The 13961-nt window shown below is 72.4% G+C and carries 10 protein-coding genes; 6 read left to right on the forward strand and 4 right to left on the reverse strand.

Features of this window, described 5'->3' with window-relative positions:
- Positions 1–2: 2 nt before the first annotated feature.
- Both ACH4G3_RS14525 and ACH4G3_RS14530 read right to left on the reverse strand, forming a co-directional pair.
- Positions 3–1994 (reverse strand): sigma-70 family RNA polymerase sigma factor, encoded by a 1992-nt coding sequence (locus ACH4G3_RS14525; RefSeq protein WP_397624740.1) that lies wholly within the window; start codon positions 1992–1994, stop codon positions 3–5.
- A 406-nt stretch (positions 1995–2400) separates the two neighbouring features.
- Entirely contained in the window at positions 2401–3180 is a 780-nt protein-coding gene (locus ACH4G3_RS14530) for a TetR/AcrR family transcriptional regulator (protein ID WP_397624741.1), read from the reverse strand.
- 376 nt (positions 3181–3556) lie between these two features.
- Here ACH4G3_RS14530 and ACH4G3_RS14535 point away from each other — a divergent pair, with 376 nt between their 5' ends.
- Complete coding sequence (locus ACH4G3_RS14535) at positions 3557–4936, forward strand: NAD(P)/FAD-dependent oxidoreductase (RefSeq protein WP_397624742.1); 1380 nt, start codon at positions 3557–3559, stop codon at positions 4934–4936.
- 173 nt (positions 4937–5109) lie between these two features.
- Positions 5110–6774, forward strand: a complete 1665-nt coding sequence (locus ACH4G3_RS14540) for an ATP-binding SpoIIE family protein phosphatase (protein WP_397624743.1) — start codon at positions 5110–5112, stop codon at positions 6772–6774.
- 76 nt (positions 6775–6850) lie between these two features.
- Here ACH4G3_RS14540 and ACH4G3_RS14545 read toward each other — a convergent pair whose 3' ends face one another.
- Positions 6851–7558, reverse strand: coding sequence for a helix-turn-helix transcriptional regulator (locus ACH4G3_RS14545; RefSeq protein ID WP_397624771.1), 708 nt, complete (start codon positions 7556–7558; stop codon positions 6851–6853).
- A 275-nt stretch (positions 7559–7833) separates the two neighbouring features.
- Between ACH4G3_RS14545 and ACH4G3_RS14550 the strand changes: the two genes are divergently transcribed.
- From ACH4G3_RS14550 to ACH4G3_RS14560, 3 genes are read left to right on the forward strand one after another with little or no spacing between them, the layout of a single operon-like run.
- A complete protein-coding gene (locus tag ACH4G3_RS14550; protein ID WP_397624744.1) occupies positions 7834–8202 on the forward strand; it encodes a peptidase inhibitor family I36 protein in 369 nt (122 codons plus the stop codon).
- Position 8203: 1 nt separating this feature from the next.
- Entirely contained in the window at positions 8204–8896 is a 693-nt protein-coding gene (locus tag ACH4G3_RS14555; RefSeq protein WP_397624745.1) for an ABC transporter ATP-binding protein, read from the forward strand.
- A 34-nt stretch (positions 8897–8930) separates the two neighbouring features.
- Positions 8931–11561, forward strand: a complete 2631-nt coding sequence (locus tag ACH4G3_RS14560) for a hypothetical protein (RefSeq protein WP_397624746.1) — start codon at positions 8931–8933, stop codon at positions 11559–11561.
- Positions 11562–11604: 43 nt separating this feature from the next.
- Here the strand turns inward: ACH4G3_RS14560 and ACH4G3_RS14565 are convergent, their stop codons facing one another.
- Positions 11605–12870 (reverse strand): MFS transporter, encoded by a 1266-nt coding sequence (locus ACH4G3_RS14565; protein WP_397624772.1) that lies wholly within the window; start codon positions 12868–12870, stop codon positions 11605–11607.
- A gap of 125 nt (positions 12871–12995) precedes the next feature.
- Here ACH4G3_RS14565 and ACH4G3_RS14570 point away from each other — a divergent pair, with 125 nt between their 5' ends.
- On the forward strand, positions 12996–13544 hold the full coding sequence (locus ACH4G3_RS14570) for a MarR family winged helix-turn-helix transcriptional regulator (RefSeq protein WP_020272015.1): 549 nt from the start codon (positions 12996–12998) through the stop codon (positions 13542–13544).
- Positions 13545–13961 lie beyond the last annotated feature (417 nt).

Consider the following 13961-nt stretch of genomic DNA (forward strand, 5'->3'; position numbering starts at 1 on the left):
CGCTAACCGCAGGTGAACCTGGACTCCGCCCAGTCCGCCAGGGCCAGGTTGTCGAGGGCGCCGTGCGGTTCCACCACCAGCCGCACGGTGCTCCGGCCGGTGAGGTTCACCCGGACGGGAACCACCGGGTCACCGCCCTCCACCAGCCCGGACCGCCACAGCCGGACCCCGTCGGCGTAGACGGAGAAGTAGACACTGCCGAGCTTCAGCGCCATGTCGTCCACCCCGACGAGCGCCTCGTACGAGGAGCAGGAGCGGTTGAGGTCGATGGTGACGGAGGAGCGGCCGTGCACGGTGACGCCGTGCGTGTACCGCCGGTCGCCTGCCGACAGGCCGTGCCGCTGCCAGACCCAGCTGCTCGCGCCGATCCGCATCTCGGGCGCGGTGCCGTCGCCGCTGATGTCGTACGACAGTTCGCTCCACTGGTAGACGGCCGGGGCGGGCGGCCTCTCGGTCGGGGGCGGGGTCGGTGTGGGTGTGGGTGTGCGTGTGGGCGCCGGGGGTGGTGCCGGCCTCGGGGACGCGGGCGGTGGGGTGCGCGTCGGGGTCGCGGCCGGGGACGGTGTGGACGACGGGCTGGTCCTGGGGGTCGGCGTCGGCGCGGGCGTCCCGGCGCGCGCGGGCACGATCGCCGGTGGCCGCGGTCCCGGTTCCCGCTCCGAGGGAGAGGGCGTGGGCTCGGCGGGCCGGACCACCGGTGAGGACGGGGTGGGAGCCGGCCTCGCCTCGTCCTGCTGCTTCTCGTTGCCGGCCAGCGCCAGCACCACCGCGGCCACGACGCCCACGGCGACCACACCGGCCGCGATACCGGCCTTCACCGGCGCGCCCACCCCTTCGGCGGCCGCCGCACCACCTCCGGCCCCACCGGACGAGCCGCCCCCCGCGGCCCCACCGGCCGAACCGGCGCCCGCCGCCGTCCCGCCGGACGAGCCCCCGCCCACCGCCGCGGCCGCGGCTCCGGCCGCCCCCGCTCCCGCGCCTCCGGCGATGAGCCCGGCCGCCTTGGCGTATCCGGCGGCACCGAACCAGCCGATGACCGCGAGCGGCACCACGGCGGGGATGCCACCGGCGACCTCCTCGATCTGCGTCGCGGCCAGCCGGCACTTCGCGCACTCCTCCAGGTGCTTGCGCAGCCCCCGTTCGGCACGGGTGCGCAGCCTGCCGCGGGCGTACGTGCCGAGCCGGTCGGCGTAGCGCGCGCATTCCTCGTCGGCGGTGAGCGCGGCGCTGACGTGGGCCTGGAGGTAGGCCTGCCTGAGGCCCTCGCGGGCCCGGCTGGCGAGCACGCGCGTGCCGTTGGCGTCCAGCCCGAAGAGCGTGGCGACCTCGCTGGGCGACTCGTCCTCCACCTCGGTGTGCCACAGCACGGCCTGCCACCGCTCCGGCAGCGACCGGAAGGCCCGCATGGCCATGGACCGCTCGGCGTCGTGCATCGCCCGCACGTCCGCGCCCAGGTCGAGCGTGTCGTCGTCGGACACGTAGGAGCCGCGTGCGGACTGGGCGGCGAACACCGCGAAGTCGTCGACGAGCTGCTCGCGCCGCGCCGACCGCGTCCAGGAAGCGGCGACGCGCCGGACGGAGGTGAGCAGGTAGGCGCGTACGGCGTGCTCGGGGCCGGAGCCGCCGCGTACCGCCTGGAGCATGCGGGCGAAGACCTCGGCGGTCAGGTCGTCGGCGGTATGGGCGTCACGGCAGCAGGTCCGGGCGTACCGGCGCACAGCCTGCGCGTGCCGCCGGAACAGCTCCTCGTACGCCGTGTCGTCGCCCGAGCGCATCCGGTCGATGAGATCGGCGTCGGAGGGCGGCAGCTCGCGCGGCGGCGGCAGGACGCTGTCCTCACGCCATGTGCGCTGGGGCGGGACCGAGTCGTCGGCCGGACGCCCGCCCGGCGGTACGCCCGCGCGTCCGCCCTGGCTCGGCACCTGCGGCGGGACCGGGCCGCCTGCTGTGGTGTCCCCGTTACCGCTCGGCTCGTCCCGCCCGTCACCGCTCATCGCGGAAAGCCCCCGCCAGCCGCCCAACACGTCCAGACCACCGGGTCAGAGTGCCATATTGGCCTTTGGCCAGAACTCTGGAGTCCGGACCATCACTCATCCGTGGGGATTTACCGCACGCCAGTACTAGACGTCACTCGTTCGGGGAATGAATCCCTGTCACGCCGGGCTCGGAAGCGGACCGGTCTGATCGACGGGATCAGCCGACCGGTCCGACCGACGGGATCAGCCGACCGGTCCGACCGAACGGATCAGCCGACCGGTCCGACCGAACGGATCAGCCGACCAGACTGGTCGACCAGTTCGGCCGACCAGCCCAGCCGAACGCACCGGCCGGTCGCTCCGCTCGCTCCGGAAACTCTTGCGGAACCCCTTGCGGAAACCCCTTCCGCCGGCCCGGCCCGCCTCACGCCGGCCGTGACCGCAGCCCCTCCAGCAGGATGTCCAGCAGCCGGGCCGACGCGGCCGCCTGCTGTGCCGCGTCCGGCAGCGAGGGCGCGGCCGTCGCGATCACCAGCAGCACGTCCGACACCGACACGTCCGCCCGCAGCTCACCCGCGGCACGCGCCCGCTCCACGAGCTGGCCCACCACCTCGAGCAGCGCCGACGCCCCGGCGTCGTCCTCCGCCGCGACCGCCGCCATCGGCACCGAGGCGACCGCCACCGGCTCCTCCGGCACCAGCCGCAGCTCAGCCGGGCCCGGCTGCGTCCGCTGCTGCGGCACCCGCGCCTGACCGGCACGGTCCTCCTCGACCGAGACCCGCAGCACCTGCGGCGGCAGCAGCCGCCCGGCGCCGGAGGCCACCGACGTACGCAGGAAGCGCGACAGCGCCGACCACGGCTCGTCCTCCTGCCCGAGCGCCGCACGCGCCTGGTCGGTCAGCCGGGAGGTCTCCTCCTCGGCTATCCGCCGCACCAGGACGTCCTTGCTCGGGAACCGCCGGTACACCGTGCCCACGCCGACCCGCGCGCGTCGCGCCACGTCCTCCATCGGCGCGCCGTACCCCAGCTCGCCGAACACCTCGCGCGCCGCCCGCAGCACATGCTCCAGATTGCGCTGTGCGTCCACGCGCAGCGGCGTCGTCCGCGCTCCGTTCCCGCGTCCGTTGCCCGCCGTCGCGTTCATCGTCGCGCCACCCGCCGCGACAGCGGACGCGGACGACCAATGAGAGTCCTGAACATGCATTCGCATTCCCCCGGTAATGACGTCTCCCCCCGGAGACACTCCCCGCCATTCGATGCCGGGACGGAGGAACAGGCCCGGGTCCCCGGCCCCGCCCGTCGCGGACCCGGCGAGCGCATCCCCCTACACCCCGTCGACACACGAACATAGTTGAGAGGGAGTCAATTCAGAAGGGGGACGTTCCGCACGGAGCGCCCACCGATCGGAGTACGTGCCGTATACGTCCTGAATGTGCCCCCGAGCGCCCCTCGCACGACCCCTGCTGACCTGCGGGTATTCACCACGCCTCGCCTTTCCGGCCAACTCCGCGCGCTCTTCCGCTCCGGTCACACAATTCGTCGAGGCTGTGGACAAACGCCAGCGGCGGGTGCGTCATGGGATGGTGAAGGAACGTGCGCGCATTCTCGTTGTCGGTGGTGGCTACGTCGGGATGTACACGGCCCTGCGCCTGCAGCGCAGACTGAAACGGGAGCTGGAGCGGGGCGACGTGGAGATCACCGTCGTCACCCCCGACCCGTACATGACGTACCAGCCGTTCCTTCCCGAGGCCGCCGCGGGCGCCATCTCCCCGCGCCACGTCGTCGTACCGCTGCGCCGCGTCCTCGACCGGTGCCGCGTCGTCATCGGCGAGGCCACCGCCATCGACCACGCGAAGCGCACCGCCACCATCACCACCCTGGCCACCGAGGAGGAGGGCACGGGCGGGCAACTGCTGAACTACGACGAACTCGTCCTCGCCCCCGGCTCCGTCTCGCGCACCCTGCCCGTCCCCGGCCTCGCCGACCACGGCATCGGCTTCAAGACCGTCGAAGAGGCCATCGGCCTGCGCAACCACGTCATCGAGCAGATGGACATCGCCTCCTCCACCCGCGATCCCGCGATCCGCGACGCGGCCCTCACCTTCGTCTTCGTCGGCGGCGGCTTCGCCGGCGTGGAGGCGCTCGGCGAACTGGAGGACATGGCCCGCTACGCCGCGCGCTACTACCACAACGTCCAGCCCGAGGACATGAAGTGGATCCTCGTCGAGGCCTCGGACCGCATCCTGCCCGAGGTCGGCGAGGAGATGGGCCGCTACACCGTCACCGAACTGCGCCGCCGCAACATCGACGTACGCCTCCGGACCCGCCTGGAGTCCTGCGCTGACCGGGTCGCGGTCCTCAGCGACGGTGCCCGCTTCCCCACCCGTACGGTCGTCTGGACGGCCGGCGTCAAACCCCACCCGGTCCTGGCGGCCACCGACCTGCCCCGCAACGACCGCGGACGGCTCAAGTGCACGGCGGAACTGGCCGTCGAGGGTGCCACGCACGCGTGGGCGGCCGGAGACGCCGCCGCCGTCCCTGACGTCACCGCCGCCGAACCGGGCCGCGAGTGCGCCCCCAACGCCCAGCACGCCCTCCGCCAGTCAAAGGTCCTCGCCGACAACATCGTGCACACCCTGCGCGGCGAGCCCCTTCAGACATACGAACACGCCTACGCCGGCTCGGTCGCCTCCCTGGGCCTGCACAAGGGCGTCGCCCACGTCTACGGACGCAAGATCAAGGGCTACCCCGCCTGGTTCATGCACCGCGCCTACCACCTCAGCCGCGTGCCCACCTTCAACCGCAAGGCGCGCGTGCTCGCGGAATGGACCCTGGCCGGACTCTTCAAGCGCGAGATCGTCTCACTGGGTTCACTCGAACACCCCCGGGCCGAGTTCGAACTCGCGGCCGGTGGAAAGCCTTCCCAAGACCCCCCGGTCAACCCGAAGGGGTCGTCCTGACCGGACCCAGGAACTCCGTCGGCCGGCCCGGCGTCTGACGGATGCCGGTCCGGTCCGCTCACTGCCAGACTGGTCCACCACCGCGGGCGTGCCACCCCTCGCCCCGGTGCGGGCCCCCGGGGCCCCGGCCGGTTCCGGTGCCGGCCGCCGACGACTACACGAGGCAAGGATTCGTGAACTTCACGCGCTGGAGCGCCCGGCTCCCCGGAACGCAGCGCCGCGCCGCAGCGCGGACCGAGCAGACGGCCTCCCCGGACCGGCGACGGGAAGGTTCCGTACCCGCCGCCCGTGCCGAACAACTGGCCGACGAGCCACCGTCCGTACCCGCCGTCGACGAACTGCGGGTGCGCGAGGTCCTCGACCGCGTCCCGTCCCTCGTCGCCCTGGTCCATGGCCCCGACCACCGCATCGCCTACGTCAATGACGCCTACACGACCGCCTTCGGCGCACGCCCCCTGGGCGAACGCGCCCGCGAGGTCCTCCCGGAACTGGACGCCCTCGGCCTCTTCCCCCTCCTGGACCAGGTCCAGCGCAGCGGCAAGCCCCGCACGGTCAAGTCCCGCAAGGCCCCCGACGGCCGCTCCTACACCTTCACCTGCACCCCCGTCGCCCAGGGCGACGGCAAGGGCGGCAGCGACGGCCGCGGCGTGCTCGTCTTCGCCACGGACGTCACCGACCACGCCGAAGCCGCCGAACGCCTGCGCGCCAGCGAACGCCGCCAGCGTGAAACGGCGGTGACACTCCAGAGGTCACTGCTCCCCCAGGAGCTCGAAGAACCCGACGACCTGCGCGTCGCCGCCACGTACCACCCCGGCGGCACGGAGGCCGCGGTCGGCGGCGACTGGTACGACGTCATCACCCTGGGCGGCGGCCGCACCGCCCTCGTCATCGGCGACGTCATGGGGCGCGGCGTCCGCGCGGCAGCGGTCATGGGCCAGCTCCGCACGGCGGTCCGCGCCTACGCCCGACTCGACCTGCCCCCGCACGAGGTCCTCCAGCTCCTCGACGGCCTGGCAGCCGAGATCGACGCCAACCAGATCGCCACGTGCGCGTACGCGGTCCACGACCCGAACGAGGGCAAGCTGGTCTACGCCTCGGCGGGCCACCTGCCCATCCTGGTCCGCGACGAGAACGGCGCGGTCCTGCGCGCCGACGAACCCACCGGCCCGCCGCTCGGCACCGGCGGCTGGATGCACGCCTCGGGCTCGATCCCCCTCGGCCCCGGCTCCACGGCCGTCCTCTACACGGACGGCCTGGTGGAGCGCCGGGACGCCGACCTGGACGAGGGCATCGCCGCCCTGGAAAGCGCCCTGGCCGGCGCCACCGGCACGCCCCAGGTCGTCTGCGACCGCCTGGTCCGCTCGGCCGGCGTCACTCCCGACCACGACGACGACGTGGCCGTCCTGGTCCTCCAGCACCCGGCCCGGACAGGCCCGGAGAGCGAGCTGTTCCGCAACGCCGCCCTGGACCTCCTGGGCGGCGTGGAAGCGGCCCCACGCGCGCGTGCCTTCGCCTCCGGCGTCCTGACCAGCTGGCGCTTCCCCGCCGACCTGCACGACCTGGGCGTCCTGGCCACCAGCGAACTGGTCGCCAACTCCCTCCAGCACGGCACGCCACCGATGCGCCTGCGCCTGCGCCGCACCGACCGCCGTCTGATCATCGAGGTCACCGACGGCGACGACCATCTCCCCAGACGCCGCCGCGCGGAACCGGGCGACGAATCGGGCCGGGGCATCGCCATCGTCGCCACGATCGCGTCGAACTGGGGCTGCCGCCGGACGCCGGGCGGCGGCAAGGCGGTGTGGTGCGAGTTCGCCCTGCCGCGCGGGGGGATGTGACGAACGGCGGCGCCCACACCGGCATCGGAGGCCGGCTCCCCGCCAACCGCGTCGCCAACCTCCCCGAACAGCACAGCTAGATCGGCTCGGGCGCGTACCGGACCGGCCGGTGAGCGGCGCCGCCCTCCGCGTGCCAGGCGATACGGGCCGCGTGCAGCCGGGTCTCGACGCCGAGCTTGGTGTAAATGCGGCGCAGGTGATCCTTGACCGTGTCAGGGCTCAGGCTGAGGGCGGCGGCGATCTCCCGGTTGGGCATGCCCTCGCCGACCAGGGCGAGGACGTCCCGCTCGCGTGGGGTGAGCGTGGAGACCAGGGCCTCGGCCGGGACGCGTTCGGAGTCGGCCGGAGCGGGCCGGACGTAGGCGGTCTTGAGGGCCTCCGTCAGACAGGGGTCCAGCGCCAGACTGCCCTGGGCGACGGCGGTGACCGCCCAGGGCAGGTGCTGAGCGGCCGTACTGCGGCGCAGGACGCCCGTCACGCCCTGGCCGAGCAGCTGGCGTGTGCCGTGGCCGGTGAGATGCTCGGCCAGCACGACAGTGGCGGGCCGTCCGGTGCGCTGCCCCGGCCCCGCGTGCCGTCGTCCCTCCGGTTTCCCACCGCCGAGGCGCAGCAGCGTGTGCAGGGCCTCGCTCTCCGCGGCATGGCTGATAACCACGACGTCCGGCCGTGACCAGCGCACGATATCGGCCATAGTGCCGGGAGCGCCCTCGGCGACGACGCCGAACTGCTCTGCTTCGTCCAGCACCCTGCGCACCGCGATGCGGGCGGAGAGCAAGGGAGCCACCAACGCGACACGCAACATCCGTACCCCCGTCGAGTCAGGCTGGTCGTGAGAACACGCTGTGGTCAGGAGCGGGTCCTTCAGACGTCAACTGGCGCCTGCAGCCTCACACTTGGTCATGCGCCGGTCAAGCGCTTGCCGTGCCGACGGGCCCTTCCCTCCCTGTCAACCCCCCGACAGGGTGACGAAGGGCCGGAAGACCCCTCAACGGGGGGTGCAGCCGGTGGCGGCGGTGCCCGAGGGTCGTGGACACCAGTACACGACCAGGAGGGGGAACGATGAGAGTCAAAACCGCCATAGCGGCGACGATGATCGTCGGCGCGAGCCTGTTCACCACGCAGGGCGTGGCGAGCGCGGCACTGAGCGACTGCAACTCCAACAACATGTGCATGTGGGGCAACAACGACTTCCGCTGGATGATCGGCGAGCGCGGCCACGGCTCCGGCACGTGGACGAACCTCAGCGGTGACCGCAACGACGAGATGGACTCGTGGGCCAACCGCTCCGCCAGCCACACCGGCTGCATGGCCGAGCACTCCAACGGCTCCGGTGACCGGCAGAGCATGCACCGCAACGACAGCGACGACAATGTCGCGCCCTGGAACAGCGACGAGATCTCGTCCTGGCGTACGACGAACGGATGCTGAGTTGACCGCAGCCGCTGGTGCACCGCTCGTCCGGACGAGCGGGGTGTGCAAGGCGTACCGCTCCGCGGCCGAGACCGTATGGGCCGCGCGAGACGTGGACTTCACCGCCCGGGCGGGGGAGTTCGTATGCGTGTACGGCGCCAGCGGCTCCGGCAAGTCGACCCTGCTGAACCTGCTCGCCGGCCTGGACCTCGCCGACTCCGGCGAGATCCGGGTCGGCGGGGTCGACGTGAGCACGGCTGACGAGGCGCAGCGCGCGTCACTGCGGCTGCGTACCGTCGGCGTGGTGTTCCAGGAGCACAACCTCATCGAGGAGTTCACCGCGGCGGAGAACGTCGCACTGCCCCTGGAGGCCGCCGGCCTCTCGGTGGCGGAGGCTCGTGGACAGGCACTGGACCAGCTCTCCCGCGTCGGCCTCGCCGGGCTGGAGGACCGGTTCCCCTGGCAGATGTCCGGCGGCCAGCGGCAGCGCGTGGGAGTCGCCCGGGCGCTCACCGGACAGCGGTCGGTCCTGCTGGCGGACGAACCGACCGGCGCTCTGGACTCGGCGGCCACCAAGGAGCTGTTCGAGCTGTTCCGGAAACTGTGCGACGACGGCGTCCTGGCGGTGATCTGCTCGCACGACCCACGCTGCCGCGACTTCGCCGACACGGTCTACGAGGTCGTCGACGGCCGGCTGGAATCCCGCTCGTGACCACCACGGACGACGAAACGGGAGCGCAGGCCGCATGACGCACGAGCCCGGGACCCACGGCCGTACGACGGGCGACCCGATCCCGTCCGTCCCCCTGGCCTACGGAGGCAGGGTTCGTCTGGCCTTCCGGCTCGCCCGGCGGCTGGCCCGCTCCAAGGCCCTCGCCCGGTCGGTCGCGCTCGTCTTCGTCGCGGCGCTGCTGGTGATGGCCATGTTCGTCACCCTGCGGACACTGTCCCTGTCGGGAGAGCAGGTCGCCGACAACGAACTGGGCCGCTTCGGTGCCAAGGTCGGCTACGGCAGCGGGGTGTCACTGCTGCCCGGCGACGACACGTTCGTCGAAGATCTCCGGAGCCGGCTGCGCGCCGCGGGAGCCACCGACGCCGAGGTCGTGCTCAGCGCGACCGACGTCCAGCTCAACACCGCACCGGCCCGCAATGTGACGGCGCTGGAGACCGCCTGGTCCGCCGACCCGTACCCCGAGCGCTACGAGCTGCTGTCCGGACGGTGGCCCAGCCGACCGGGCGAGGTGGCGGTCACCGAGCCGAGTGACGTGCCGGCCTCGGTCGGCGAGACCCTCACCGTGCTGGGCGACGTACGGCTCCAGGTCGTCGGCACCGTTGACGACCGGTCCGCGGACACCGCGAACCTGCTGCTCGGACCGGGCACCTGGGCGACGCTCGACCCGGGCCTGAGCCAGGGGTTCCCGGTCCTGGCCGCCCAGATGGACGTCGTGTGGTCGGGGGAGCGGCAGCAAGCCGTCGTCGACGCCTTCGCCGGGGCGGCACGCACCTGGGCCGAGGGCCGGGACGACAGCGAGGACACCGCCGCCCTGCGGCAGGACGCGCGCACCGCCGTGACCGCCACCCTGGTCACCAGGGAGCAGCTGTCCGCCCGCCCGCAGAAGACCTGGATCGAGAAGACCCCGGCCGGCTACACCGTCCCCTCCCTGCTGGTTCCCACCGCGGCGGTGGCCCTGGTGTTCGGGCTGAACGGCCGCCGTTTCCGGCGCACCACCACCTCACTGGTGTCCGTCGGCGTCCCCCGTACGACGGCGGCGGCCGCCCCGGCTCTGGCCGCGCTGGCCTGGTCACTGGCCGCGGCGGTGTGCGGAACGGTCGCCGGTGTCGCCGTGGGCATGGGGGCCCGCCTGCTCGTCTCCCACCTGCGCGAGCGCCCGGGCGGCCCGCTCGACGACCTCGCGACGCCCGCACTGCGCCTGCTCGCCGTGGTCCTGGTGACCGGCCTGATCGCCGGGGCAATGCTGGCCCGCGCCCGGCAGCGGGAGGCCGGCCACCCGCCCGGCGCGGACGACAGCGCGTCACGAGCCGACCGGCCGTCCGGCCGCCGTGCCCGCGACGCCCGGCACCTGCTGGCCGTCGCCGCGTGGTGCGCCACGGCGGTGTACGCCACCCGGGTCGACTCGCCCGCCCAGGCCATGGTCCTCACCGGCATCATGATCGCCGCAGTGCTCCTGACCATCCCCGAGGTGTTCGCGGGACTGCTCAGACTGATGCCGGAGGGCGGTCCCCGGCGCCGCCTGGTGCGACGGCAGCTGGCCGCCGACCGGGCCAGGGCCTGCGCCGCCCTTGCGGTGCTCACCGTGCTGCTCGGCGCGTCCCTGGGCTACGTCACCCTGCTGGACACCCTCATCCGCACGGTCGAGAAGCAGTCGTACCCGGCGGTCCTGCCCGGGCAGGTGCTGCTGGCCGGCTACGGGAGCGACACCCACCCACCCAGCAAGGCATTGCTGCGTACGGCCGGCACCTCGGGCGGGCTCGACGGCCTGCCCCGCACCGAGGTGCGCTTCCTGATGGCCGGAGACCCGGACAACCCCCTGATGGCCGGCCGGGAAGGCCAGTACGGCAGCCTGCTCGCCGCGAACCACCCCCGCGATGTCGAACGACTGACCGGCCGCCGGCTCGACCCGGGCCAGACCTCCGTCCTGCGCGACGGCGGCGTCCTGGTCTGGTCACACGCCGCCGACGCCCCGACCGGGCCCGACACGCGCCTGCGTCTCGCCGTCCGCCAGGGCGACAAGGTCCTGGGCCGCACCGCCGCCCTGCCCGCCACGGCCCTCGACGTGGACCCGGCCGAATGGCGCACAGGCTCCGACGGCATCATGCTGAGCGCCACCGCGACCGCACTGGACCTGCCGATCCAGGCACACGGACCGGTCATGGTCACCGGTGTCTCCGACAAGAAGGCCCACGCCCTGCAACAGGCGGTGATCGACGCCGGTATGGACGCCGGTGCGGTGCTGATCCACGTGGAGCCCGACGACCCGGTGCCCCCGGCAGCGCTCCTGGCCACCGCGGTGGGCCTGGTGGCCCTGGCCCTCGCCGCAGTGCTCGCCGCCACCCGCAGCCAGACCCGCATCCTGCGTCGCTACCTCGCCCGGCTGATCGCCGTGGGCATCCCGCCGCGCTGGGCACGCCAGGTGCTGCTCTGTCAGCACGCGGCCCTCATCGCCGTGAGCACCCTGCTCGGCCTGGTGATCGCTGTGTTCCCGACCGTCGTCCTCGCGGCGCGGATCTCCGGTTTCGTGCTGAGCGTCCCGTGGTGGCAGCTGGCCGTCCTCGCCGCGGCGATCTACTTCGCCGCGCTGCTCGCCGCGGTCCACTCGGCCCACCGGCTCCGCGTGACCGAGGCGCGATCGGCCTGACCCGGACAGTCCGGCCCGGGCGCACGCCGACGGCGCCGGTGCCTCACACGTCCGCGGACACGGACGCCCCACCCCGCGCCACGACCCGGCTCTTCGCGAGCCACGGCCGGTCCTGTACGTCGGTCAGCTGCCGCCCCAGCCGCACGGCGAGAACGGTGATGCCCAGCGAGAACAGCAGGAACGCCACGATGTACGGCGCGTGCAGCGAGGCCCCCAGCGGCCCGCCCACCGCCGGCCCGACGGCCAGCGCGAGCTGCTTGACCAGAGCGAACGCGGAGTTGTACTGCCCGGCCATCCCCTCCGGCGCCAGATCGGCGACCAGCGGGGCGACCGTCGGCGACAGCATCGCCTCACCCAGCCCGAACAGCGCGTACGTCGAGACGAACGCGGCCGTCGCCATCTCCTGGCTCCCGTGCCCGAGCCCCGCGTACCCGGCGACAGCCCAGGCCACGGCCCAGATCAGCCCGACAGCAGCGATCACCCGCGAGCGCCGACGCCGCTCCACGAACCGCAGCACGGCGAACTGCGCCACGACGATCACCAGCGTGTTCGCCGCCAGTGCGGTCCCCAGCGCCGACGTCGATATCCCGGCGGCCTCGACCCCGTACGCGCTCAGCCCCGACTCGAACTGCCCGTAGCAGGCGAAGAACAGCACGAAGCCCAGCACGCACAGCTGCACCATGGCCCGGTTGCCCAGCAACTGCTTCCAGCTGCCCCGCCCCGACGCCACGGGCGCCGCCCCGATCCGCGGCGCGTGCGGCAGCCGCACGGTCGTCATCACCACGACCAGCAGCAGGAACATCGCCGCCTCGATCGCGAAGAGCAGCGTGAAGGAGGCGGCGCTCGACGTGTCGACGAGATGACCACCGATGAGGCCACCCACCCCGAGCCCGAGGTTCTGCAGGAAGAACTGCATGGCGAAGGCCCGCGAGCGCGTCTGTGCGGTCGAGCAGTCCACGATCATCGTCGCCAGCGCCGGCTGCGTCACGGCCTGCCCGGCCCCCAGCACGGCGGCCGCCGACAGCACCGCCGCCGCGCTGCTCGCCAGCCCCAGACCCAGCGCACCGACGGCGGCGGCGACCAGGGCGGCGAGCAGCACCGGCAGCGGGCCACGCCGGACGATGGCCCGCCCGGCGAACGGCAGCACGACCAGCGCCGCCACAGCGAAGACGGCGAGTACGAGACCCGCCGTCATGGCTCCCAGTCCCCGCACCTGCGCCACATAGACGTACAGATAAGGAACGGTGAAGCCGAGCCCGAACGCGCTGAGTGCGTTGCCCACGTGGATCCGGCGCATCGCTGCGCCCATCGCCCTGGTCACGTTCACCTCTCTCACAAGTAGTTAGGAGTGAAGACTTCGAAACTAAAGTTCGAAGCTAAAGAGTACATACCCAAGGACTTCAAGGCAAAGAACGAGCGTGCGATACTCCCCCCATGGGCGACACCCCCGGCCCCAGCGAGCCGACCCTCGAAGAGCAGATCGCGGCGTACCAGCGCGAGTTCCAGGACCTCGACCCCCAGGTGGAGCAGATCGTCTCGGCCCTGTCCCGCCTGAACCGCCGTATGAACGTCGCCTACGGCCGTCAGACCGCGGCGCTCGGCATCAGCAACGCCGAGTGGGAGGTACTGAAGGCCCTCGTCCTCTCCGGCGCCCCCTACCGTCTGGGCCCGAGCGACCTCGCCAAGCGCCTCGGCCTGACCCCGGCCGCCATGACCCACCGGATCGACCGCATGGTCGGCGAAGGACTGGTCACCCGGGAACGGGACGAGTCCAACAGGGTCCGCGTCATCGTGGAGCTCACCAACGGAGGTCGTGAGAAGTGGCTGGAGGCGATGCGCCTGGCGTCGGTCTTCGAGGAGGACCTGCTCCAGGACCTGTCCCCGCAGGAGCGCACCGCGCTCGGCGAGGTCCTCACCCGGCTCCTGCGCCGGGTGGAAGACGCCCAGCCGGACGCCGGCGGCCGCCTCTCCGACCTGGACTGACGCCCGCATAAAAGATCTTGACAGGGGGGCACTTGACAGGCCTCCTCCCGATCCGTAAAGTTCTTCGGGTTGCCGGGGAGCCGTAACGGTTCTGCGACAGCACTTCCGCCGCTTGAGCGGCACCCAACCACTAGCAAGATCGCTCCCAACGGGGTTGATTTCGGCGTGCCCGAATTCAATTCGAATTGGGACTCGACGACCTGATCGACTCCGCACTGGCTTCGATTTTGGAAACGCCGAGAGAACGCGCTAAGGTTGGACACGTCGGAAGGGCCCAGCGGCCAAGAAGACGAACCCCGCTGACTGGGGGTCAGATCGAAGAAAAAGATCTGATAGAGTCGGAAACGCAAGACCGAAGGGAAGCGCCCGGAGGAAAGCCCGAGAGGGTGAGTACAAAGGAAGCGACCGTTCCTTGAG

The organism is Streptomyces afghaniensis (genome assembly GCF_044327915.1).
Classification (GTDB): Bacteria; Actinomycetota; Actinomycetes; order Streptomycetales; family Streptomycetaceae; genus Streptomyces; species Streptomyces afghaniensis.

What these genes read in the sequence shown, in the direction of transcription:
- ACH4G3_RS14550 (WP_397624744.1), top strand. Translation starts at nt 7,834, where the DNA reads ATGAGAGTCAAAACCGCCATAGCGGCGACGATGATCGTCGGCGCGAGC.
- ACH4G3_RS14525 (WP_397624740.1), bottom strand. Translation starts at nt 1,994, where the DNA reads ATGAGCGGTGACGGGCGGGACGAGCCGAGCGGTAACGGGGACACCACA.
- ACH4G3_RS14530 (WP_397624741.1), bottom strand. Translation starts at nt 3,180, where the DNA reads ATGCATGTTCAGGACTCTCATTGGTCGTCCGCGTCCGCTGTCGCGGCG.
- ACH4G3_RS14570 (WP_020272015.1), top strand. Translation starts at nt 12,996, where the DNA reads ATGGGCGACACCCCCGGCCCCAGCGAGCCGACCCTCGAAGAGCAGATC.
- ACH4G3_RS14565 (WP_397624772.1), bottom strand. Translation starts at nt 12,870, where the DNA reads ATGGGCGCAGCGATGCGCCGGATCCACGTGGGCAACGCACTCAGCGCG.
- ACH4G3_RS14560 (WP_397624746.1), top strand. Translation starts at nt 8,931, where the DNA reads ATGACGCACGAGCCCGGGACCCACGGCCGTACGACGGGCGACCCGATC.
- ACH4G3_RS14535 (WP_397624742.1), top strand. Translation starts at nt 3,557, where the DNA reads ATGGTGAAGGAACGTGCGCGCATTCTCGTTGTCGGTGGTGGCTACGTC.